Annotated in this window: 17 protein-coding genes; 14 read left to right on the forward strand and 3 right to left on the reverse strand. The window is 38.5% G+C overall.

Annotated elements, in window-relative coordinates; genetic code table 11:
* Window positions 1-207: 207 nt before the first annotated feature.
* From IGK01_RS02675 to IGK01_RS02685, 3 genes are all read left to right on the forward strand, one after another.
* Window positions 208-1,347 carry an S-(hydroxymethyl)glutathione dehydrogenase/class III alcohol dehydrogenase gene (locus tag IGK01_RS02675; RefSeq protein ID WP_438747611.1) on the forward strand — a complete coding sequence of 380 codons (1,140 nt, stop codon included), beginning with the start codon at window positions 208-210 and terminating at the stop codon, window positions 1,345-1,347.
* Complete coding sequence (fghA, locus tag IGK01_RS02680; protein WP_194179910.1) at window positions 1,328-2,170, forward strand: S-formylglutathione hydrolase; 843 nt, start codon at window positions 1,328-1,330, stop codon at window positions 2,168-2,170. Before IGK01_RS02675 ends, fghA begins: the two co-directional genes overlap by 20 nt.
* A 383-nt stretch (window positions 2,171-2,553) precedes the next feature.
* Window positions 2,554-3,150 (forward strand): YitT family protein, encoded by a 597-nt coding sequence (locus IGK01_RS02685; RefSeq protein ID WP_023519150.1) that lies wholly within the window; start codon window positions 2,554-2,556, stop codon window positions 3,148-3,150.
* Window positions 3,151-3,178: 28 nt separating this feature from the next.
* Here IGK01_RS02685 and IGK01_RS02690 read toward each other — a convergent pair whose 3' ends face one another.
* Together IGK01_RS02690 and IGK01_RS02695 are read right to left on the reverse strand one after the other, a co-directional pair.
* Complete coding sequence (locus IGK01_RS02690) at window positions 3,179-3,436, reverse strand: hypothetical protein (protein WP_375152086.1); 258 nt, start codon at window positions 3,434-3,436, stop codon at window positions 3,179-3,181.
* Between the two features lie 172 nt (window positions 3,437-3,608).
* The gene (locus IGK01_RS02695; protein ID WP_194179907.1) at window positions 3,609-4,229 is read right to left on the reverse strand and encodes a hypothetical protein; all 621 of its coding nucleotides are present in this window, start codon (window positions 4,227-4,229) and stop codon (window positions 3,609-3,611) included.
* 1,083 nt (window positions 4,230-5,312) lie between these two features.
* On the opposite strand from IGK01_RS02695, the gene IGK01_RS02700 reads away from it, so the two are divergent.
* The 7 genes from IGK01_RS02700 (at window position 5,313) to IGK01_RS02730 (ending at window position 13,958) form a co-directional block, all read left to right on the forward strand.
* Window positions 5,313-6,788: a helix-turn-helix domain-containing protein gene (locus IGK01_RS02700; RefSeq protein ID WP_153830448.1), complete on the forward strand. Its 1,476-nt coding sequence runs from the start codon at window positions 5,313-5,315 to the stop codon at window positions 6,786-6,788.
* A gap of 266 nt (window positions 6,789-7,054) precedes the next feature.
* The gene (locus IGK01_RS02705; protein ID WP_438840480.1) at window positions 7,055-9,754 is read left to right on the forward strand and encodes a BspA family leucine-rich repeat surface protein; all 2,700 of its coding nucleotides are present in this window, start codon (window positions 7,055-7,057) and stop codon (window positions 9,752-9,754) included.
* 32 nt (window positions 9,755-9,786) lie between these two features.
* Window positions 9,787-10,305 carry a hypothetical protein gene (locus tag IGK01_RS02710; RefSeq protein WP_194179904.1) on the forward strand — a complete coding sequence of 173 codons (519 nt, stop codon included), beginning with the start codon at window positions 9,787-9,789 and terminating at the stop codon, window positions 10,303-10,305.
* Between the two features lie 25 nt (window positions 10,306-10,330).
* Complete coding sequence (locus tag IGK01_RS02715; RefSeq protein ID WP_194179903.1) at window positions 10,331-10,888, forward strand: hypothetical protein; 558 nt, start codon at window positions 10,331-10,333, stop codon at window positions 10,886-10,888.
* A 40-nt stretch (window positions 10,889-10,928) separates the two neighbouring features.
* On the forward strand, window positions 10,929-11,294 hold the full coding sequence (locus IGK01_RS02720; RefSeq protein ID WP_194179902.1) for a hypothetical protein: 366 nt from the start codon (window positions 10,929-10,931) through the stop codon (window positions 11,292-11,294).
* Between the two features lie 210 nt (window positions 11,295-11,504).
* A complete protein-coding gene (locus tag IGK01_RS02725; protein ID WP_349520826.1) occupies window positions 11,505-12,650 on the forward strand; it encodes a pectate lyase-like adhesive domain-containing protein in 1,146 nt (381 codons plus the stop codon).
* Between the two features lie 144 nt (window positions 12,651-12,794).
* The gene (locus tag IGK01_RS02730) at window positions 12,795-13,958 is read left to right on the forward strand and encodes a hypothetical protein (RefSeq protein ID WP_023519158.1); all 1,164 of its coding nucleotides are present in this window, start codon (window positions 12,795-12,797) and stop codon (window positions 13,956-13,958) included.
* 216 nt (window positions 13,959-14,174) lie between these two features.
* Here IGK01_RS02730 and IGK01_RS02735 read toward each other — a convergent pair whose 3' ends face one another.
* Complete coding sequence (locus IGK01_RS02735; RefSeq protein ID WP_023519159.1) at window positions 14,175-15,692, reverse strand: helix-turn-helix domain-containing protein; 1,518 nt, start codon at window positions 15,690-15,692, stop codon at window positions 14,175-14,177.
* A gap of 265 nt (window positions 15,693-15,957) precedes the next feature.
* On the opposite strand from IGK01_RS02735, the gene IGK01_RS02740 reads away from it, so the two are divergent.
* The 4 genes from IGK01_RS02740 (at window position 15,958) to IGK01_RS02755 (ending at window position 23,201) form a co-directional block, all read left to right on the forward strand.
* Window positions 15,958-16,329, forward strand: a complete 372-nt coding sequence (locus IGK01_RS02740; protein ID WP_023519160.1) for a hypothetical protein — start codon at window positions 15,958-15,960, stop codon at window positions 16,327-16,329.
* A gap of 22 nt (window positions 16,330-16,351) precedes the next feature.
* Complete coding sequence (locus IGK01_RS02745) at window positions 16,352-17,155, forward strand: WxL domain-containing protein (protein ID WP_438722316.1); 804 nt, start codon at window positions 16,352-16,354, stop codon at window positions 17,153-17,155.
* A 75-nt stretch (window positions 17,156-17,230) separates the two neighbouring features.
* Window positions 17,231-18,316 carry a DUF916 and DUF3324 domain-containing protein gene (locus IGK01_RS02750; protein ID WP_438840481.1) on the forward strand — a complete coding sequence of 362 codons (1,086 nt, stop codon included), beginning with the start codon at window positions 17,231-17,233 and terminating at the stop codon, window positions 18,314-18,316.
* Window positions 18,317-18,329: 13 nt separating this feature from the next.
* A complete protein-coding gene (locus IGK01_RS02755; RefSeq protein WP_438840482.1) occupies window positions 18,330-23,201 on the forward strand; it encodes a WxL domain-containing protein in 4,872 nt (1,623 codons plus the stop codon).
* The last annotated feature ends 95 nt before the right edge of the window (window positions 23,202-23,296 follow it).

Consider the following 23,296-nt stretch of genomic DNA (forward strand, 5'->3'; position numbering starts at 1 on the left):
CATAAAGAACCTCACTTTGATTTATTTATTCGACAGCAATAGTTGCTATTATACAAATCTCACCAATGGAAGTAAAGAAATTGAGGATACTGACAAGTTTGTCAGTTTTGTTTCTCAACACAGCCTATGATACGATGAAGTGGAAAGATTGCGGATTCGCTCGCTAACTAAGAACCAGACGAGCGGAATAAGAAAGAAGGAAGAAAAATGAAAAGTAGAGCTGCCGTAGCATTTGAACCAGGAAAACCGTTAGAAATCGTTGAAATCGATGTTGCTGATCCGAAACCGACGGAAGTCATGGTAAAAATTTTGTACACTTCTGTCTGTCATACAGATGCGTTTACCTTATCAGGGGAAGATCCAGAAGGAGTTTTTCCTGCGGTCTTAGGTCATGAAGGCGCCGGTATCGTTGTCAAAGTTGGTGATGACGTGTCATCTGTTGAAGTGGGGGACCATGTGATTCCGTTGTATACCCCAGAATGTGGGAAGTGTGAGTTTTGCTTGTCAGGAAAAACCAATCTATGCTCTGCTGTCCGTGAAACGCAGGGAAAAGGTCTAATGCCAGATGGTACGACACGTTTTTCTTACAAAGGCGAGCCGATTTATCACTATATGGGTACGAGTACGTTTAGTGAGTATACTGTCGTCAATGAAATCAATTTGGTGAAAATCACAGAGGATGCTCCTCTAGATACCGTTCCACTATTAGGGTGTGGCGTAACGACAGGGTTAGGTGCTGTTGACAACACGGCAAAAGTTGAAGAAGGTGCTGTCACAGCTGTTTTTGGACTAGGAGCGATTGGTTTAGCAGTAATCCAAGGCTTGAAAAAAGCTAATGCTAAACGAATCATTGCAATCGATATGAACCCTGAAAAATGGCCGTTAGCTAAAAAAATGGGCGCAACGGATTTTGTTGATCCTAAAACACACGATCGTCCAATCCAAGAAGTCATCGTAGAAATGACCCAAGGTGGCGTAGATTATAGTTTTGAGTGTATTGGCAATGTGGAAGTGATGCGTTCCGCGCTTGAAGCATGTCACAAAGGCTGGGGCGAAAGCATCATTATCGGTGTAGCCGGAGCTGGAAAAGAAATCCACACGCGTCCGTTCCAACTAGTGACTGGTCGTGTCTGGCGTGGTTCGGCTTTTGGCGGTGTCAAAGGGCGAAGCCAATTGCCATGTATGGTGGAAGATTACTTGAACGGTGGAATTGATTTAGATTCATTCATCACCCATCGTTTAGATTTTACACAAATCAATGAATCACTTGAGCTGTTGCATCGTGGAGAATCCATTCGTACTATGCTCACTTATGGAGGTGATACTGATGGAACTACAGAAAATTGAAACACATCGGTCGTTTGGCGGGCAACAAATCAAATATCGTCACCTGTCAGAAACGCTACATTGTGAGATGACATTCAGCGTGTATCTACCAGAAACCACTGTTGAAAATCAAGAAATCCCACTCATTTGGTGGTTAGCTGGTTTAACAAGTACAGATGATAATTTTAGTATCAAAGGTGGATTCCAACGCTATGCAGCAGAACAGCAAATCGCCTTCGTCATGCCGGACACATCGCCTCGGGGGGATGTTGCTGACAGTGAAGATTGGGATCTCGGTCAAGGGGCTGGCTTTTACTTGAATGCAACACAAGAACCTTGGAAGAAAGACTTCCAAATGTACGACTATCTTACGAAAGAGCTGACTGAGATCATCTACTCCTTGATCCCAAATCTTTCTGGAAAAGAAAGTATCATGGGTCATTCCATGGGTGGGCATGGTTCGTTAGTGATCGGTCTGAAAAATCCAGCACGCTTTGCTTCGATCTCTGCTTTTGCACCAATTTCGAACCCCTCAAACGTACCATGGGGACAAAAAGCATTCACCGCTTATCTAGGTCCTGACCAAGCGACATGGAGTGAATGGGATGCCACTGAGCTGATCAAAAAAGAAACAACCAGTCAACCGCCTATCCTGATCACACAAGGGACGGCTGATCCATTCTACGAAGTCCAGCTCACTGAAGAAGCTTTTTTATCAGCAGCAGAATCAGTGAAACACGAAGTTTTCTACCGAAAAGAAGAAGGCTATGATCATAGCTACTTCACCATTGCTACATTTGTAGAACAACATATTGCTTTTCATGCGAGCTATTTGAAACAGTGAAAAGACCATTGTAAGAGATGGAATGTGAGTCAGACAAACGAGCAACTAACTGGAAAATCAGAAGAAGACAGAACGATGCAACTATAAGTAATAAGCAGTGAAACCTGAAATTTTTTTTGAGAGATACCTCTTTAGTTTGACTAGATCATGCACAGAGCCACGAAAGCCAATTAGTGAAAGGAGTTCTGCCGGATACTAGTTTCAATTGTTTATAGCGGTGTAATTCTGTGAGTCAAAATTAAAAAATAAAATTAACAGGTTTACTTTTTAGAATAGATGTGTTAACTTAATTAAAGTTTCGGAGGATCCAAAGGGATTAGATAAGAATATTCTTATCTAATCCCTTTTTGTGTTCTTGCATTAAAAAATATTAGGAGGCGCATATGAAAAATCTATTCAAATATTTAACGATTACTTTGGGGCTGTGGATACTATCAATTAGTATCAATATGTTTTTTGGCCCACATTATATTGCTGCTGGAGGAACGAGTGGTCTAGGAATATTACTTGAATACCTTGTTCAAGTAAATCGTTCACTCGTCGTGCTAGCATTAAATTCAGTTATGTTGCTATTAGCAATCATTTATTTAGGTAAACAAGTATTTATGAAAGTTTTATATGGCAGCTTAGTTCTACCGTTATTGTTAACTTATGTACCTAAAATAATGTTTACTGAAAATAAAATTTTATCGATCGTTTTGGGGAGTCTAATTTTTTCTGTAGGTATGTCCATTGTTTATTCACAAAATTCTTCTAGTGGAGGAACGTCCATTCCACCGATAATTTTAAAAAAATATTTCAATATAAAACTCTCTACAGGCTTGTTTTTCATAGATGGTATAGTCATACTGCTAAATTGGAGTATTTTTGGTTTTGACCAATTTTTACTTGCCTTGACTTCAAATATTCTAGTTTTTCTAACAATGAACCTATTCTCTAAGATATCCTATAAATCTATTGAGAATAGACAAACTTCTTAGAGGTGGATAATTTAGTTATTATTGGAGTTTAGGAGATACTGTAACGCTCTTTGATAATTTCTAGTGGATCACCGAAGCGTTCAGCGATTTCCGGAAGGCTCAATCCTTGCGCATATAGACGATTGAAGACACCTTGAATGCTTTCTGAAACTTCAACGATATGTTTATCGTAGTCGTAAAAACGAAACACTTTTTGTCCCCAGTCATAGGTCAATGTATCGTGGATCACTTCGATTTCTGAATCAGAAGTTGTAAGTAAAAAGCCTTTCCACTTGATTTTATTCATGATTTCATCTCCCTGAACTTGATCGAGCAACTATAGCATGAGAATTTTAGACTGTATTGTAAATACACGACATCTCACTTTGCTCACGACGTATCATCTAATCCAAAGGTTGTGCTTTGAACTCTTTACAAAGCTGGACAAATTCGAGTGGTGTAAAGCCGATATGTTTTTTTTAATCTTTGATCAAGTGAGACTGATCGTAGTAATGCAACGCAATTAACTTTTTTTCACTAGCGTGAGGATCGGTTAGTATTTTCAAGCAGTACTGAAAACGCAATGTAAGCAACATCAGTTGCGGTGAAATGCCATAATACTTCTTAAATAACTGTTGGCATTGCCGTGTGCCTACAACTAAATCCTGACACAAATCTTGAATTGTAGAAGCAGGGATTTGGCTAAATCGATCAATCAATTTGATAAACTGGTTTGGTGTATGTCCTTCAATCAATTGATGGAGGTAATCAATAAAATATTCTTTTTGTTGAGAATAGGATAGGGAGAAGAAATAGTCGAGGTTGAAAGGCATCTTAAACTCACTAATTGCTATAGAAATCATACTCTGTTTTACTGATACCTGAAAATTCGATGATTGCTTTTTGAAATCAATGAAAAGATCGATACACCCATCTGGAATGATCAAATCATTCACTTCGTAGGAATCCTGAGTCAAGGATTGGTGTTCCCATAGACAAATCACAAAGTCTTGTAATGAGGGAATGACAATTGCTGGATACTTGAAATATTTCTGATAGATTGGGTTGACGATATAGGGTACTTGAATTGGAGAATACATGGATCACCTACTTGTTTATGGTTCTGTTCCTTTCTATCAATTATAGCATGTTGATGAGATGTATCTGTCTATATCACTAAAGTAAGTACGCAATTGGGATTGTCGGTGATAGTGTCAGCGTATCTAGGCGAAATGAAAAAAGGCGTTGGATTGCTATTTGTCGCTAAATAGGATGCTGGTGTGAAAAAATCAAAGAGATAAGCAGAGATCTGTTAATTGGTAGAGGGGTAAATGAGTGGATTGGCTAAGGGAAAAAATATGTATGCTCAAGCTAGACAGTAAAAACCTAGGATAGATACCACAGTGATCGCTGGTTCTTATCCTAGGTTTTTGACTATTCTGACTGGTTATAAGGTTACGCATTTACCGTTCTGATTTCTCATCTTCTATTCCATAGGTAAGTGATTGTTAAAGTGAATAAAATAGTCGTTGTTAATGTTAACAGTATTGGTGAAAGAGAAAACTCTCCACGTTGATCCCAATAAATTATTTAATTGGATATGAACAAAATATTCAACATGTATTTCTTCTACGTATTATCTGACGAAGGAGAAAGACATGTTTTTTTATTTATTGGATTTGTTTTGTAGGATACTAGAGCAAGGAAGACAAAAAACGATAATAGCAAATGGATTTTAAGGGAGATCAAGAACTTGAGTTTATGGATAATAAGCAAGAATACATGAACAAATTGTTATAAATAAGTTGGTTCTATGTAAGGTGTATCAGCTTTTTTGGATCATACATGGTTAATAACTAATAAGAGTGGTCAGTTAGCAAAAATAGTCCTTTTTATTTAAAGAATGACTTTGTTGGTAATGCTGTTTATAACAGTAGGATTCATTTGGAATCCTGAAAAAAATATAAAAATGGGTACAAATGATCATTTAGAAAGCGTTGTGTAACTATTGAATAAATCATAACTACCATAAGGTTAAGAAGCAAAATAGAACGTTAAAATCTGTCACTTTTACGTTCGTTTTTTCTTTCAAGGAGAAACAATATAGTTTATCATTCCGATTGGTTGTGTTATTTATATGTAAGTATAAAGAAAAGTGTTCATTTAAAAAATGAGGTGGAAAATTGAAAGACTTACAATTGGCATTTATCAGTAATCGAACGACGAGTCGTTTGTTTCGAATATTGAGTATGATTGAACGAAGACGATTGTTTACGATTGGAGAATTGGCCGAAAAACTGCAAGTGACAGAACGAACGATTGCCAATGATATCAAGTACATCAAAGACTATTTTGATGATTGTATCAGTTTAGATTCAGGAAATAGTGGAATCTTTTTTGAAGAAAAAAAAGCTTCGATGTATCAAGAAAAAAAGCAGAAATTACTTGAGAATGAGTGTCTATTTGAAATCATCGGGAATATTTTTTTAGGAGAATTATCAACAATCGATGAACTTGCCCATCACTATCATTTTTCAGAGAGTACCTTTCGCCGGCTATTGAATCGAACAACCACAGTATTGAAGAGCTATGGACTGCAGTGGGCATCCAACCCGTTGTCGATTGAAGGAAGAGAAGCTAATTTGCGAAAATTCTTCAAAGATTTTTATTATGAAGGAGTAGAAACGCCCTATACGCTTGTTCCTGATATTGAATTACATGAATTGGTTTTAAAAAAATTAAGCAATAAATTGGGCCAAGATGAGGTTGGATCTGGAACTACGCCAGCAGCCTTTTATTATACTTTTTATATCGCAATCAAACGTGCAGGACTGGGTTTTTCTATAGAGATTCCAAGAAAATTAGCGAAATTAGCATACAAAGCAAAGAATTTTTCTCTCCTTCATTCTTTGAAAGATGACATCAAGAAACTTTATAAGGTCGAATTATCAAAAGAAGAATTCGCTTGGATTTATTTAGTCACTGTCTGTAAACGTACCCTAGATCATGAAGAATCAGAGAAAAAGTTTTATAAAGATTTTCATGAAGGCACAGAAATTTCTCAACTCACGAATCGATATTTAAAGGAATTTGATTTCCCTAAAAATATTGATCAAAAAATCACAACATTCTTACGCTCGTTTTTTCTATCTAGAAAAATAAATGATTTGTTATCACCTGTGTTAAATAAAGAGGCGATAGAGATAAAAAAAGCAGTCATACGCTCAGATAATGAGAATTATCAGCGGAATTTAGGTTTTTTAAAAAAAGAAAGGAAAAGCTACTCTATTTCTTCAAAATACATGGAAGATATAAGTGTGAGTTTAACGATTTATAGTAATTTGATTTTCGATTTTTATTTACCAAGTAAAACAATTTACTTTCTTCTGGAAGGGGATCATTTTGTTTGTCAACAAATTATAACTCGTGTACGTCAACAATTTGGGAGTAAACATACATTAGTTTTTTTGCCACTTTATTATCTAGCAGAAGAAGTATTGAACGCCGCACATATTGATTTAATTGTGACAAACTACAATCGCTATCTTTTAGATTACATCATTGAGACCGATTTTCTTTTGTTAAAAGCTGTTCCAGATGAACATGATTGGCAACGATTAGAAAGAAAAATAAATCCTTATCGTAAAACTTATAATTAATATTTTTCCACAGTTGCTAATAAAAATAGCGACTGTTTTTTTTCATCTATTTCAGACGTTAATGAAATAGATGATTTTATTTCATTAAAAAATCAATGTAATCTTAGTGAAGTAATAAACATGCAAATTGACTTACAGAATTTTTGAAAAAAGAGTTATCTTCGAGCCCACAAAAAATGACAGTTGATAAAAAGAATGTCTAAACTTTGTTCGCTATAAGTTTCTAATAAGAATAATACAGTAGGTCAAATACTAGGAGGAGTGGTATGAACATAAATAAAATTAGCCGAATCATTGGAAAGTTATTGTTGATCATGATTTTGCTTTTACCCCAGCTCCCATTTCAACTAACCTATGCACATGATTATTCAAGCTCTTCTGATAATCATGAAGTAGCAGCAATTACGGAATATCCAGAAAAGCAAGAAGAATCGGGAAAAAAAGAAAGTGAAGAGGTAAGTAATCGTGCTACTGAATATCGTTTAGAATTAGTTGCAAGCCCTCCCGCTGGAGGCAATCCTGGACGAACTGATTCAGGATCGAGTGTGGTATGGCTTCCGGTAGGAGGAAATTTAGGGAATATGAGGGCATTCCCTAACCCAGGATACCGATTTTTACATTGGGAAGTCGTTTCAGGTCCGATATTTATATTTGATTCAAATAGCGAAGATCTTAGTGTAAACCAAAGGGAAGCTGGAAACTCTGTGATTCGTGCAGTTTTTGAACCAGTTCAAGGTGGAAATATTACTGTAAAGCATGAAGATGAGGCAGGGAATCAATTAGCTGATCCTAGCGTGCTGACTGGTTTAGTTGATCAAACTTATACAACCGCAGCGCTAAGTATTAGTGGTTGGCAATTGAGTAAGACTCCCGAAAATGCCTCTGGGACTTTTAGAGTAGAAGAACAAACGGTTGTCTATACTTACGAGCCTGAACAGAATCTATGGGGAACGGTCCCGTGGTCGTATGAAGAAGGAACTAAAACAATCACATTATATGGTGGAGAAGCTGGCGAAGTAGCAGATGCTCCATGGAAAACCTACTCTTCGGTCAAACAAATCATCGTGGAAGATCAAGTGATACTACCAAAAAATTCAGAGAGTCTGTTTTCAAACTTACAAAATCTGGAAGTAATTGAGAATACTGACAGATTGAATGTTTCAAATGTCGAAAACATGAGGTGGATGTTTTCTAGCACATCAAATCTAAGAGAATTAGATTTACGTAATTGGGATACATCAAATGTAATAAATATGAATTCTATGTTCAATTTCGCAAGTTCTTTGACTGAGTTAGATTTGAATAATTGGAATATATCAAATGTGACCGATATAAGCTATATGTTCAATGGTGCTTCTTTGTTGAAAACGTTACATGTACGTAATTGGAATACGTCGAATGTCACAACTATGAGTAGCATGTTTCAAAATGCAAATTCCTTAATCGAATTGGATATAAGTAACTGGAATACATCGAAGGTAACTAGTACGAGCTTTATGTTCCAATCTGCAAACTCAATCACAGAACTAGATTTAGGAAATTGGAATACCTCAGCTTTACTTTCTACTATGTTTATGTTCAATGGTGCAAATTCTTTAACAAAATTAGATATCAGTAATTGGAATACAGCAAGCTTAATTTTAGTTGTAGCTATGTTTAATAATACATCTTTAAAGACAATCGTTCTGGGAGAAAAAACGGTTTTCCCACCCACGTCATCAGCTGGTTCGACAAATTTGCCACAGATTGAAATAACTGATCAATATACAGGACGGTGGGTTTTAGAAGAAAGTTTAACGAGCGGAACTGGGGTTATCGCCTTTGAAAACTCAACCGAGTTTATGAATAACTATGATGGCACTTATCCAGGTACGTATATCTGGGAGCCAGTTCCTCCTGAACAACTCATTGCCAAATTTGACCCTGTGAGTGACCAATCTGTAGCGATTCATGGTCATGCCACAGAATCAGTTGACCATTTGACGATTACCTATAAAAACACAGAAGGAAGTACAGTAGTTCTTGAAAAAGATTCTCCTCGCATCGTCTGGGGAGAGTATCAAGATACCCAGGAGAAGGTTCGCTCGTTCCAAATCAATTTGACAGAAAATGAACGGCTTGAAACGGGGTCAACGGTCGAAATCAAACTGTCCAAACCTTCAGGAGACACAACTGGTGATGTAGCAGAAGAGCAAACAGTCATCAAAGGGATTGATTATCGGAGCAATAACTTTACGTTAGATCGTTCTAAGCTCAATGAGTTAGCTACTGTCGAAGCATTACATGCGCTTATTCTTCAAGAAAGTCGTGCACAAGCAAAAAATATCTTATCTGAAGAAGACATGACCAATGATTTTCGCATCGTTGAGACCGATCTTTCGTTAGATAGCGAAGAAGACGGAAGTTACTACGCGATTCTTGAAGTCGGCAATAAAGCGTATCAGATGACGATCGGTATCGATCTGACCTCAAAAGTTGAACATTTGCGGGTAACGATTCCTGTCAAAATGATTTTTGAATCATTGTATGACGAAAAAGAATCAAACCGCCAGTTTGAGAGCCAAACCTATGAGATCCACAACCAATCTTCGGTAGCTATTGATACGTATATCAACCAAGTTGCTATTGATGATTCTGCTGGAATCGTTCTTTTAAAAAAAGGGGAAGATCCACTGGATTATGCAGAAAGTGCAGTGGAAGATCCTAGTTATGAGGATATTACGAAGCCGTTGTTGCGCTTGCATCTCCAAACGCAAGAGACTAAAAAACAGTTATACGCAACGATGTCAGAGCAACATTTGATTCGTTTATCTGAAGGAGATCGTACCCCCCTTTCCTTATCGGGAGAATTTTATGGGAATTATCCACGGTGGGTTGATAACCCTGATATTGAGCAAGGAGGCTATTACGAGCACATGCTCGTGCCTAATTATCGAATCGTGTTACGATTCGTCCCACGAACTTAAAGAAAAAAATAGTTAACAAGGAGGTGAAGCCATTGGAGGAAACGAACCAAGCACAAAATAAAAATAAGCGTAAATGGCTCTTGTGGTTTTTGCTATTTTCTTTGATTGCCGGTGGTCTCGCCTATTATTTCAATCAACCAAAAGATCACGTTCCATTGGTCAGTGCGGATCTTTTACCAGCGGTCAGCGATGCCTCTGATCAACAATTGGCGGATCGAGCGCAAGAAGTAGCCGATGCCAATTATTTTACATTACAAATCAATCCAGAAGCCGTCTTTGAGAACGGACAGAGTGAAGGATCGATCGAGATTGTCAATCCTGGAACGAATGTTTATCCGATCGCAGTAGATATTTCTTTAATGTCTAGTGACGAGCTGATTTATTCTTCTGGTGCCATCTATCCGAACCAATTCGTAGAAAATGTAAAATTGGAAAAACAACTAGCTAAAGGGGAGTATCCCGCTAAAGCCACCGTTAATATTTATGACCCTGAAACAAAAGAAAAACAAGGGGTCACTGAGGCGGAAGTAATGATTATCGTTAAAAACTAAAAAAAAAGAAAATGAGGGAATTTAGATGAAAAAAATAGTAGCAGCACTTCTAAGTACAGCAACAATCGCAGGGATTATGGCAACTGGGACAATCGCTAGAGCGGAGCAAGTGATTGACGGGCGTGAAGGAGAGACGTCAGGAGACGTTCTTGTACGGGGGATCATCGGTGAATTCGATAATACGACACCTGGACCAAATCCTGAGGATTTGGATCAATGGATCAATGTGACGATTCCAACAACCGCCTTATTTTACACAACAAAAGCCTCAAATCATACCACAATTACGTCACCTGAACACACGATTACGAATAATTCTGCTGTTGGCGTGATTGCTTCCGTTTCTGGCGTAGATACACCAACGAATATGGCTGAAGTAGACTCATTGAAAGTGAATACGATTGATTTGTTTGAAGATGGCAAGCCAACAGAAACGGTAGCTGAACTTTTCAGACTCCAAGGAAATCAAGGGACGAATGAAGGAAAATTTACTTTCACTGGTAAAGTCACGCCGGTCAATGCCTCAGCAGAGTTAAACCCAACATTTAAATTAGTTTTGAGTTTCTCTCCTAATGTAGCGTAAAAAAGAATCACTTAAATCCCAAAAAGAATGGATCAATCGTATGCAAAGAAGAATGAAGTTGTTCTATATCACGGGACTATTCTTTATTATCGCTAATGGATTGCTTACTGAGGTAGTTGGTGCAGATACGACAACGGGACAAATCACTGTCACTGGACGAATTGGAGAAGACACTAGCACAGAAAAAAGTGGAACGATCAATGGATCACATGGAAACGAGGACAAGAAGCACACCCTTGTCGCTGATATTTCCGAACTAAAACAAGGGAAGCTACCAAAAACAAACGCTTTGAGCGGTCAGTGTTTCTTGTGGCTTGGCTATTTACTCGTTACCGCCTGGCTTGTTATTTCGACTAGAAAGAATCATCGCTCAGGTAACAAACGTCCGAAAAAGAATAGTTACTAAAAACAAAATAATAAAGAAGAAACAAACCAATAGGTCTCCGTCATTGAAAGGGGCTTATTGGTTTGTTCGTTTCATGGTGGATGTATATGCCGAATGAGCACAACTTCTAGTTGTAAAAACAGAAAAATTCTTGCTTTGCAGAAAAAACATTTTTGATATTCCATTTTGCTTTCAGGTATGATCGCTTTATAAAAGGAAGGCGTGTTAGATATGAAAAAAATTATGCAGCTCAATTTGGTATTTTTTTTAGGAGGAATAATAGGCTTACTCTTTGTACGTTCAACAACAAGTGGAGCGACAATGCATGATTTCCAAACAAATCTTGGAATCGGAGTGAAAGAATCGGTCAATGGGATTTTGCTGGAAGATGGTGAATCATTAGCCGATAACGTCCATCATTTTATCAGTGAAGATGGGGCGTACTATGTCGTAAACAAGGAAAATCGTAAAACAGTGGAGGTAAGAACGTGGTACCAATTTCGAAATGCTATCAATGATCAAAATGTCAGCGTTATCAATGTGTCAGCTAGCTTCAATACGACCTTTCATTCGTTGGATACGATTGATCGCCCATTGACGATCAATTTTATCAATGCTGCTCGTATAGATTTAGAAAATAATCATGCACTCAAGCTGGCAAAGCATTCTACTTTAGAAATCAAAGCGAACGCCAAGTCGCCCATATTTGTTAGTCAAAATCAATTAAAGCAACCATTTATCCAAAGTTCTTATGGGAGTACGATTCGTCTAGAAGGTGAGGTGGTCATCGGAGATGGTTCAACTGAACTGAGAGAGCAACCTTTTATTCGAACAGAAGGATTGATCGAGGTTCCGTCTGGCTCCAATGTAAGGATACATGAAGCAATCGAAGCAAATGATTTATTTGTGATCAACTATGGTCGTTTAGAATTACGCGCACATGAAATCACCCCCATAAAAATGGGGATCAATGGGACGATTAGAGTCGGTGAATTTTCTTCGTTAAAAGTGACGCATGGGGGGAGTCATTCAGTGATCAAAATGACTGGCGGGGAGATTTTTTTTGATAATCCGTACAGTATACATTTAAAACAGACTGGCTTCGGCGGGCTTGTCGCTCCATTGATCGATTCTTCTGCCGTACTCATGGAAATCAATGCCGTGAGAAACGCTTTTTGGGAGAATTATAATATGAGTTTTCGTCCCACCCATGTTTGGAATAGTCAATTACAGACACGACTGGGTGGCCCCCATGGTTCGCAAGTTCTTCGTTCAAATTCAGTTAGTTTTGAAAATCATTTTTTAGGATTTGATTCTTATCGAGAATATACTGCTGGAATGGAGATGTCATTATTTCCTGATACATTCCCGGAGTAACATGATTGAAGTAGAAATCACAACAGCTTTTGAAGAACCTTGAAAGAATCAATTAAAAAATTTCGTATAGTCACGAAAAAACACTTTTGATTCAATGTGAGTTCTTCGTTAATCTTAAATTATCAAATGAATGGAGGAAAGAAAATGAAACGAATGACTCTGATGAGTACCTTATTATTAAGTGGTATGCTCCTTGCTGGCCCAATTTCAGTAACGAATGTCGCTGCAAGTGAAATCGTACCAGAAGCACAATTATTGACAGAAGGCGAAACTGCTGGTGGTGTTTTTCTGAAAGATGGGGAAACATTATCAATGTATGGGGAAACATTTACAAATGATGAGGACGTGGAATTTTTTGTAGATGATCAAAATCGCACAACTGCATCCGTAAGAACATGGTCTGGATTTAGAAGTGCCATCAATAATTCAAATGTGTCAGTAATCAATGTCACTTCAAGTTTCAATAGCGCTTTAACTAGTCTAAACACAGTCAATCGAGCGGTGACAATCAATTTCCTCAATAATTCGACTATCAATATGAATAATAATCATTCCCTACATGTAGGGTTTGGTGGACATGTTCATTTTAACTCTAGCTCGAATCGACCAATTGTTACAAACGGAAACCAAGTCAGACAACCATTTATACAAGGTGTCTCTGGTTCAACAGTAAGTTTTTCTGGGAATACGTTGGTTGTTGGGAATGAACAAACAAGACAGAGACAACAACCATTTATCCGAACAGATGGTCTAGTGCAAATCGACTCTGGCTCCCAAGTGATCATGAATGAAGCCATCGTGGCGAATCAATTGAATGTGATCAACAACGGTAGTTTGACTGTCAATTCGAATATTTTATCACCTGTACAAATTTCAACAAATGGTCGGATGTATGTGGGGGAATTCTCAACATTTAAAGCAGATCATACTGGTGGAGAGCCAGTAGTAAAAGTCCTTGGATCTGGACATTTAACAATTGATAATCCTTACCAAATCCATTTAAGACAAACGGGTTCTGCCGCTTATTCTAGTCCATTGATCCATACGTTAGGAACAAATATCCAGATCAATGCCGTTCGAAATGCTTTCTGGGCGAATAATAATTTTGGACCAACACCGACTCATGCTTGGACAGCTCATCTACAAACACAGTTAAGTGGTGCAAATGGGAGTCAAGTGGTTTCTTCGAACATCAATAGCTTTACACAGAATTTCTTAGGGTTCAATGGTTATCGAGAGTATACTGCTGGAAGTGCTAGTCAGCTGTACCCAGATACATTTCCCTCAACTGAATCAATGAACGACTAACGTTATCACGTTTTTACTCCCTCAAAGATTATTTCAATTTGAGGGAGTTTTTTTGTCTTAAAAATCGATACATATTTGCAAATCTAAACAACAAGCATTTCATGATACAGGTGCTGATAAAATAATCGTAAGCCAAGGTTAGGAGTAATCGTAGACATAGTTAAAATCTGCTTAGCAAAGACCCATTCGAAAGGCCATTGGAGTATGGTGGATTTATCATTCGCATATGGATGAGGGAAAGCTCGTTTTGTCAGCTAAAAAATATTGATTGATGATTTTCGGATTGATTTTTTCGAGCAAGCGATTCCAATCAGAAGCAGAAGGAATAGACCGAAAAAGAATACATTCTGTTACTTCTTGGAATTCTTCTACATGTTCAGGATGATTAGTGATCAAAAAATCAATCTTGTTTTTAAGAAGATAGTTCTTGTTTACTTCACTAGCGTTTGGATAGAACACACATTGATATTCCATAAAATATTTATTCGATATGGCTTCAATGAACTGTATGACATGATTATTGCCTTCAAAAAGAAAGGCAATATTTTTTTTGTTTTTCCAGTAGCGTTCTCGAATGGTTTCAACGTAGATCACTAGGCTAGAAGCGAAATCTACTAAAAAGTCATGAGAGTATAGCGAATGATAAGCCGAGCTGTTTTCTAGAAAATATTGGTACTTACGACACTCATTCGGGAAGATTTTTTTAATAAATCGATTGATATCTTGCGTATTTCGATTAGCAGAAATGCACAAATATTCTTTCAGTTTCGCGGTTGTAAAAAAAGATTCTAAAAAGATCAGATTGACGAGCTTATTTTCATCGCTACAGTCTAATATCTCTAGAAACTCTTTTGCAAGTCGTTTGCTTTCTGGCCACTGATTGTATGTTGAACAAAATTGTTTTTCAACAATGATATCACTCATTTTTCTCTGTGTAATAATGCTACAGAATAAGAAAATCAGTTCATCTTCAGGCAAACGGATGCCGTAATATTTTTCAATTACGTCATTTATTTTTTCGGCATGTACTTGTTGCATCCGATCAGTCAGGACACAGCGTAAGTGGTTATTTACGTTCACAGTATTTCCCTGCATGAATCGCTCAACCGAGATATAAAGTAAGTAAGTGTATAAGAAAAATGAGGTATTTCGATAGAAGTCATTCTTATACAGACAACTGATTTCATTCACCGCTTGCTGAGCGGAAACAGAAGGGAAGATGGTGTGCGGAGTGATTTCAGATTCATAAAAGAACGTGCAAAAAAAATGTCGTATATCTGCTTCTTGACCAATGATATTTACGGGATCATGCGTGATATCCAAATCAAAATGAACTAACTGTGATTGGATTTTTTTGAGGTATTTCAAGAGGGTCGTTTTAGAGAGATGTAACTGATCGGACCAATCGTCAAGGGTATATAATTCAGCAAAAAAAATTTTCTCAAGAATTAAAAAAAGTGGCTCGTTCTCAAGTAAAGCAGTTTTTTTCTCTTCGTAAGTAACTAATTTTAATTGTTTGAATACATACCCCTGATGGGTAGATTCAATCGTGATCGAATCTTCAAAATAATCTCGGATCTGACAGATATCTTTACCAATTGTTCTAGAAGTGCTCTCAGTAAGTATTGCTAAGTCATTCGCGTTGCAACAAGCATTCTTTTCAAATTCATTGAGGATTTGAAGCCATCGTATCAGTGGTTTATTGGTAATGAAATTCAGTTGGAATGTTTTCAATGTACCCACCTCTCATAGATCAGTTTAGTTTAGGGTAGTTGATTCTTTGTTTTAGGTGTAGCTAATTTTAAGTAAATTATATCTATTAAGTATAATTAGTAAATAGTAATAATTTCAGAGTATGGTGAAAAACGCTAATTGCGAAAGAATGCGTGTGTTGTTTAAAGTATATAATGTACTCTTCTAAAAAACAAACTTGAGTCATAAAAATGTTATTTAGAAGAAAATAAATGTAGTTACCTAGAATAGGAGGAATGAAATAAATGTGAAAAAGAAGCCTTGGTATTTGTTATGGACCATTTTATTGTTTCTTGGGATGCTTCATCAACCAGTTCAAGTCTTTGCGGCAGAAGGCTCCTCTGTAGAAACGAATAAGAATGTAGGGTTTTACGGAGAAATCGATTATGAAGGGGACCCTAAACCACAACCACCTTCTGAAGAGCAGGCGCAACCCTCAGATAGAGACGAATATGTACAGGTAAATGGACAATTACCAAAATTAAATCAAGTGATACCAAGTTACGGGTTGCTGGGTCTACTAATTCTTTTATGGGTCATTCGAACTTGGTTAAAACGAAGAGATAAGAAAATAAACGAGCAAGTCGCACTATCAAGTAGATGTTTTACAAAAAAATAAAACAAATAGGGAGAACGAATAAATGAAAGCATTAAAACTAGTATCAATGTCAGTGTTATTAGCAAGTCTAGCAACAGGAAGTATGGTTGTTCATGCAGACAATACAGATCAGGATGGAACACTAAAAACGAATGGACAGATTCAATATCGTGAAGCGGATGAGGACAACGGTGAAACAATTGATCCAAACCCGGGACCAGAAGAAGTCATCGTACCTCCTACTCAAGATGGTGCTTTTGCAATTGCATATGTTGGTGATTATGATTTTGGTTTACGTCAAAATTCAGCATTAGATCAATCTTATCCAGCTGCCGCTTGGTGGTTTGACATCAATGAAGAATCAACTGATTTTCCTAATCCTGATATGAATAGCCCATGGGTCAATGAAGCGACAAAACAAGCTGCACGTGCACAATTTGCTCAAGTACGTGACTTACGTGAAGACCTAACAGGTTGGAACCTGGCATTGAAACAAGAAGCACAATTTACGAATGGGGAAAGAAGCTTAAATGGTGCTCAAGTCAAGTTTGCGAATGGGACAGCTCAAAATACAAGTGACGAATTACCAACGATAAATTCAGGTTTCACGTTGATTCCGGAAAATAGCCGCGTGATCATGACTGCCGGAAGCAACATAGGCTATGGACTAAGTACTGCCATGTGGGGAGATAAAACCAACTTAGTGCAAGACAGTGAAGTAGATGGAGGATTGGCTAATCCTTCTGTACAATTAAGTGTACCTGGCACAACACGTACAGATGCTAATTCCAAATATACGACTAATTTATTATGGACATTGTCTGCAACACCGGCAAATATCAATTAACTAGCTAGAGATTTGAAAGGTTGATAAAAAACAACGATGCAGTCAGCATCGTTGTTTTTTAGAAAGGAGATAACTATGCCTTTATTTAACAAGTTTACAGCATCTTTTCTGGTTATGCTTTTTGTAATGATCGGGTTTGTTGGTTTTTCTCAAGAGGTATTTGCCAATGGTGAACTAAATTTTAGTGTTCGCACAATTACGCCTGAAAGTCAATTTGGGGATGATAAAGGCTACTTTGATGTGGAATTGCAACCAGGAGAAACAGAAGAACTCACGTTAGTGGTGAAAAATGTTAGAAATATCCCGATCGATCTCTCGATCACAGCTCATACTGCCTACACAAATATCAATGGTGTGGTTGAATATGGCGGAGAAACTGACCAGCCCGATCCTACATTAAAAGTGGAAATGAAGGACTTACTGGATGTCGAAGATGAACCCATTCGTTTAGAAGCAGGAGAGGAAAAACGGATCGTTACAACCCTCACTATGCCTCAGGATGAGGTAGAAGGATTATTAGCCGGTGGCTTACAACTAAGCGAAGTGACACAAGAAGAAGAGGAAGAGGATTCTGAGGATAAAGGAATGCAGATCATCAATTCTTTTTCTTATGTAATTGGTGTCGTAGCGAGTAATGATCGTACACAAACGATTGTTCCAGAATTGGCGCTTTTAGATGTATTTGCGGATCAAATAAATTATAGAAACGCCTTTAGTGCGACGATTCAGAATTTCTTACCTACTTTTGTGAATGAACTAAGTGTGGAAGCCTCGATACGTAGAGAAGGATCTGATACGATTTTATATCGAGCATCAGAGGAGATGATGCAAATGGCACCTAACTCCAATTTTAATTTTCCAATCTCACTCAATGGCGAACGTTTTAGAAGCGGGACATATGTGCTGAATATGACGGCTCGCTCTGGCGAACATGAATGGACTTGGGAAGAAACTTTTGATGTGACAGCAGACGAAGCAAGACGCTTGAACCAATCAGATGTTTCCGTTAAAGATACCAACTGGTGGTTGATTGCAGCAATCGTTCTAATCGTGATCATTATTAGTGTACTCGCCTATACGACATACAAAAATAAGAAAAAAGCAAAACTAATGCAAGAAAAATACATGGATACACTTTCAGAAAATAAAACAGATGACTAGAGGAGGAGGACCAATGCGTCAAAAAGTATGTAAAATGATGACTAAAATAAGTATTTCAATCTTTGCACTATATACTTTGGGTATACCTTTCCTCGCTGTTGCGGAGACAATCGATCAAGGGAGTCAACCTATAAACACGCCGAACAGTAATAGTCAATCAACAGAATCAGCTGAAGTGAAGGATACCCAGTCACTGGCACCCGCTTTTTCTTTGGAGCAAGCGGTAATAAAGGGAACTGAAAAGACGGTAACTGCCCTTTCGTTTATAAGTACAGAAGAAGTGGATAACGTGGCAATCAAACTTCCGTCAACTGCTGAGATCATTGAAGATGAATTGTCATCAGGGATGAGTAGCAGTTATGATGAAACGTTCGACCAGTGGCTCTTATCATCAGAAACTCCGAAAAAGGAATTTACCGTACCTGTGATGTTTGCAGAAGCAGGAACCTATTCAGTAACTGTAGGAGAAGTGGCAACTGTTAAAGTAGAAATCACGAAGGCTGAGCCGAACCATTCTTCAGGAGAAGAAAAGTCAGAAAACGACGAACCAAAGGAAGAAAGAAATCGCTCGGAAGAGAAACAGGACGAAGAAATTCAAGGAGCAACGGTACCGGTTTCGACTCGTGCAGAATTTTTAAGTGCACTCGCCAATCCAGAGGTTTCTATCATCAATTTGGAACGTTCGATCGATATAGGCTCAGTTATCAGTCCAGAAAACTTGGACATTGATCGTTCACTAAAAATCAATGGGCAAATGAATACTTTGAATATCGGCACCGGACAAGTGCGTTTATTGACGACTACTGAGAGCAAAACTTTAAGAATTGAAAATACTTTTCTTAATAAAACAGATACCAATCCCTTTGTTATCGGGCAATCGTCTGGTGAAAATTGGACCCTTCAAATGGAAGATGTTTCAAGAGACAGCTCATCGATCAATTATTTTAGAGTAGCTGATATCTCAAGCGCAGTGGTACGAATAACTGGCGGTGGGTTAACCATAGATAATAGGATCAATCTACCAGGCGCGCTTTTTACGACAAAAGAATTTATCGTAGAAAATCAGGCAGTCGTGAAGCTAGGGAATACTCAAAATTCTGCGTTGGCATTTACGAGTACGAATGCAAAACTGACCGTCGCAGATGGAGCAGAACTGTTTATTACGAACAGTGGAACAACCGCTTTGCAAAATTCCGTCTATTTTACGGGAAGCAATGCGACAGTTTCTGTGAAAAACAACGGTAACTTACAAATACAAGCGGATGGTGCAGCATCTACTTCGACAGACGCTACAAGTAGGAATGCGCTCTCGATGACAGGGAATCAATCGAGCATTGAGCTGGAAAATGGAAGGTTAAATGCGACAACTACAGGTGGACAGGCAATTATCATGACAGGGGAAAACCCAACAATCGATGTGGCATCAGGTAGTCAATGGCAAAGTCAATCGAATACAGCGCATTCCATCAACCTTACAGGTGCAAATGGCGCATTCAACATAGCTAAATCAACGGCAGTAATCCAATCGACTACAGGAAATAGTCTAGTCATGTCTGGAAACGATGCAACTTTTGAAGTAAGTGACGCAAGTAATGTAACAATCAACTCTAGTACAGGCAATCGGCTGACAATGACTGGTATAACGCCGACAATGACGATTAATGACAGTGATTTGAAGATGACTGCGACAACCGGGGCAGGTATTCGATTGTTGAATCAAGAAGCGATGTTAACTGTTGATAATAGTGCTGTTGCTATTACAAATACAGGGAACCGAACCGAGGATATCAATCAACTCGGCACCACCACATTAGGTAAAAATTCTACGTTACGTATGCAAAATGGTGCAACGCTAGACGTGCAAGGTGCGTTAGTATCTACCGCAGGTGCGAATAGTTTGATTGGACTTTACGGGGAAGAGTCAAAAGCGACTCTTTCAGAAAATGCTCAACTGAATCTGACAGTCAACAGTGGAACAGGCAATGGCATATATTTACAAGGAAAGAAAGCGGGTATTACATTTGCAGATTCTAAGGCTGACATACAGACCGTGACAGGAAGAGCAGTGGAACTATCTGGGGCTGAGCCATCTGTCCATTTAGATAGAAGTGACTTGACAACGAAATCAACAAGTACCGGTGGAGCTGTTCTTCTGACGGGTGAAACTAGTTTATTTACCCTAGATAACCAAAGTAATATGAGTGTAGAAAATGAAGGCGGAGCAATTGCTAATGTCTCTCTTCAAGGAAATCAAGCAAAAATGGTTGTTGACAACCAATCACAACTATCTGTCGCAGTTCCAAGTACTAATTCTGCTGACACCGTCATAACGAATAATAGTATCTATTTAAAAGGAAATGCTCCTACTATGGAAATTACTCGAGGAGCTAGCGTGGATGTATTGGTCCGCTCGGGTACGAAGAGAGGGATTCGCTTAGACGGTGCGAATGCTGTTTTATCACTTAATCAAGGCGGAAAGTTAACTGCGGAAACGCAAGCAGCGACAGCGATACAATTGAATGGTGATTATGTCAAACTCCTCGCAGAGAATAAAGAGACAAGTATCAATGCGAAAAGTAACTATATCGCAACAACTGTAAATGGTGTATCCACTGTGAAGTTAGGCGAAGAAGAAACAGAAAAAATTGGGCGTGAGCCAATTGTAGGAGCATCCGATTCAGCAAATATCACACTTTGGGCGAACTCATCCTCTGCATTAGTCTTGCAAGGCATCAATGGACAGTTCAATGTAAATAGCAAGGCGACATTAAAGTTAGATTCAGGTCCTTCTGGACAACTTGAAGCAAATAATGCGAATGCTACTTTAAGATTCTTACGTTCCGGTCCAAATAATACAGGAACGACGCACGGTGGCTATCAATTTAATATCAATGGTGGGGATATGACCGTGACTAAGAGAAAAGGTAACGCAGGGGGGGCGGCGCAAATGGCGCCAGCAATCCGGATGTGGGGCAGTAATAATCAAGTGACTGTTAGTAATGCGGGGCGATTGTTAGTAGTCAATGAGGGGACTGGTATTGCTCATAATGGGAATACAGGTGGTGGAAACCAAGGAATCCATTATACTGCTGGATCAAATAATGGGTTTTCTGTCAATGATCCGGGTTCAGAAGTAAGAATCTATGCGAATGATGGTCCCGCATTGGATATGAGTGATGCGACAGTAGCCGGTGGAAATACAGCCGGTGGAAATGGTGAGATCAGAGTGAGTAATTTAGGTTATTTTGAAGCTTCCGGTCGTACGGCAAGCGCAAATGCAGGTATTTTTCGTGGTCGTTCAACTACTGTGAATTTCGATAATCCGCTATTTATGGACTATCGGAATAATCGTGTAGGTGGCGGGAATATTTTTAGTAATATTGCGAGCTCCACTTTAACTGCTACTGCAAGTGATTTTGCTGTTTGGAAAGATGGTACAGACTTAGATGCCGATCCGTATCTTCACTCGAACAATATGGATTATACATTCTCTGGCACTAACTTTTCTACGCTCACTTCAATGGAACCAGCAGAACGTTTCGATTTTGAAGCATTTGGCTCAGCGGGCTTGACTTCTTATTCTCGACTCAGCTCAAACAATGCACGTTGGGCAATCGTGAATGAATTGAGAGTACCGACAAATGCGGATAAAAAAATCCACGGGTTGATCCGTATGCCAGTTGGTCTCCATGACAGCCGCCCCGCGTGGCAAGATGAAGTGAAGGTAACTGTGGAAATCGAAAGAGATGGGGCAGTGATTCAGACATACGAAACCTTGACACATGGTCACACAGCGGAAAAACCAGGTATTAGTATCTATGATGAAGAGCCACAAGGCGGCGTTTTTGAAATCGAACTTGACGAATATTTACAAGCAGGCGATCTTGTACGTATAACAGATGTTGAGGTTTTAGCAGGTGAAATGGAAGGCGATTTTCAAAATGTGTATGAAGTGGAAGATGTCACCGTATTTCCTATCATACCACCTTCACCTGCGACTTTCTCCAATCATTTAGTTCCGGCAAATGCGCGGGTTATTTCAGGTCATTCCGACGATCCTGAGGTAGAGGTTACGGCGACTCATAATGGAGAAACAATCGATCCTACACTCATTACCATAGATGATAAAGGGGATATCAGGATTGCTGTTGAGAAGTTAAATTTAGCAGTAGATGATGTCATCCAAGTCTTCTTAAGAGATCACCAAGGTTCTGCTAGTGAAGCTGGTGTCATGAATCCACCAGAGACGAATAATCACGTAGGAAACATCAATCCGAAAACGCCATTAGCATTTCGGGATGCAACGTTTGTTCCTGCTACCACATTGATTGTCGGTGGTATGGTCGATGGAGAGCTAACGATCGATCAAGCAAGTAATTGGGACTTTGGGACCCAACCGCTTACGACTAAAACACAAACGTACCATGCATTACCGAGTCAGGTAGGCGGTACGGCGCAAGGAACTTCCAGACCGAATTTTGTTCAGGTGACAGATGAGCGACCGGTATCAGAAATAAGTGGCTGGAGTTTGTTCATCAAACAAGAAGAACAATTTTCTAATCAAAAAACAGGTGAATTGAAAGGTGCCCAACTTAGTTGGAAAAATGGACAAGCCATTTCAAGCACTGGAGAAATCGGCAATGAAGATAATTTAGGTATCATCCGCACGAGTGGGATCTTGATTCCTAATAATAATAGTATTCAATTGATCGATGCAAATCTATTCATAGAGAAGCAGACATGGTTTTATAATTTTGGGGATGATTCGAATAAAGAGAGCAGTATCTTTCTAAATGTGCCGAATACAGCAAATGCAAAAGCAACAAACTATACGACGCACATCAATTACTCGTTTCAAGCCACTCCTAAAAATCGAATAGAATGAACCAGTCAGTGGTGATTAAAATTGACTGGAAATGAAAAAAATAAAAAGGAATTCAATTGATCGGTACATTAAGGTCAATTGAATTCCTTTTTTAG

The sequence above is a fragment of the Enterococcus sp. AZ080 genome (genome assembly GCF_051714945.1).
GTDB lineage: Bacteria > Bacillota > Bacilli > Lactobacillales > Enterococcaceae > Enterococcus_B > Enterococcus_B pernyi.

What these genes read in the sequence shown, in the direction of transcription:
- IGK01_RS02675 (WP_438747611.1), top strand. Translation starts at nt 208, where the DNA reads ATGAAAAGTAGAGCTGCCGTAGCATTTGAACCAGGAAAACCGTTAGAA.
- fghA (WP_194179910.1), top strand. Translation starts at nt 1,328, where the DNA reads ATGGAACTACAGAAAATTGAAACACATCGGTCGTTTGGCGGGCAACAA.
- IGK01_RS02685 (WP_023519150.1), top strand. Translation starts at nt 2,554, where the DNA reads ATGAAAAATCTATTCAAATATTTAACGATTACTTTGGGGCTGTGGATA.
- IGK01_RS02690 (WP_375152086.1), bottom strand. Translation starts at nt 3,436, where the DNA reads ATGAATAAAATCAAGTGGAAAGGCTTTTTACTTACAACTTCTGATTCA.
- IGK01_RS02695 (WP_194179907.1), bottom strand. Translation starts at nt 4,229, where the DNA reads ATGTATTCTCCAATTCAAGTACCCTATATCGTCAACCCAATCTATCAG.
- IGK01_RS02705 (WP_438840480.1), top strand. Translation starts at nt 7,055, where the DNA reads ATGAACATAAATAAAATTAGCCGAATCATTGGAAAGTTATTGTTGATC.
- IGK01_RS02715 (WP_194179903.1), top strand. Translation starts at nt 10,331, where the DNA reads ATGAAAAAAATAGTAGCAGCACTTCTAAGTACAGCAACAATCGCAGGG.
- IGK01_RS02720 (WP_194179902.1), top strand. Translation starts at nt 10,929, where the DNA reads ATGCAAAGAAGAATGAAGTTGTTCTATATCACGGGACTATTCTTTATT.
- IGK01_RS02725 (WP_349520826.1), top strand. Translation starts at nt 11,505, where the DNA reads ATGAAAAAAATTATGCAGCTCAATTTGGTATTTTTTTTAGGAGGAATA.
- IGK01_RS02730 (WP_023519158.1), top strand. Translation starts at nt 12,795, where the DNA reads ATGAAACGAATGACTCTGATGAGTACCTTATTATTAAGTGGTATGCTC.
- IGK01_RS02745 (WP_438722316.1), top strand. Translation starts at nt 16,352, where the DNA reads ATGAAAGCATTAAAACTAGTATCAATGTCAGTGTTATTAGCAAGTCTA.
- IGK01_RS02750 (WP_438840481.1), top strand. Translation starts at nt 17,231, where the DNA reads ATGCCTTTATTTAACAAGTTTACAGCATCTTTTCTGGTTATGCTTTTT.
- IGK01_RS02755 (WP_438840482.1), top strand. Translation starts at nt 18,330, where the DNA reads ATGCGTCAAAAAGTATGTAAAATGATGACTAAAATAAGTATTTCAATC.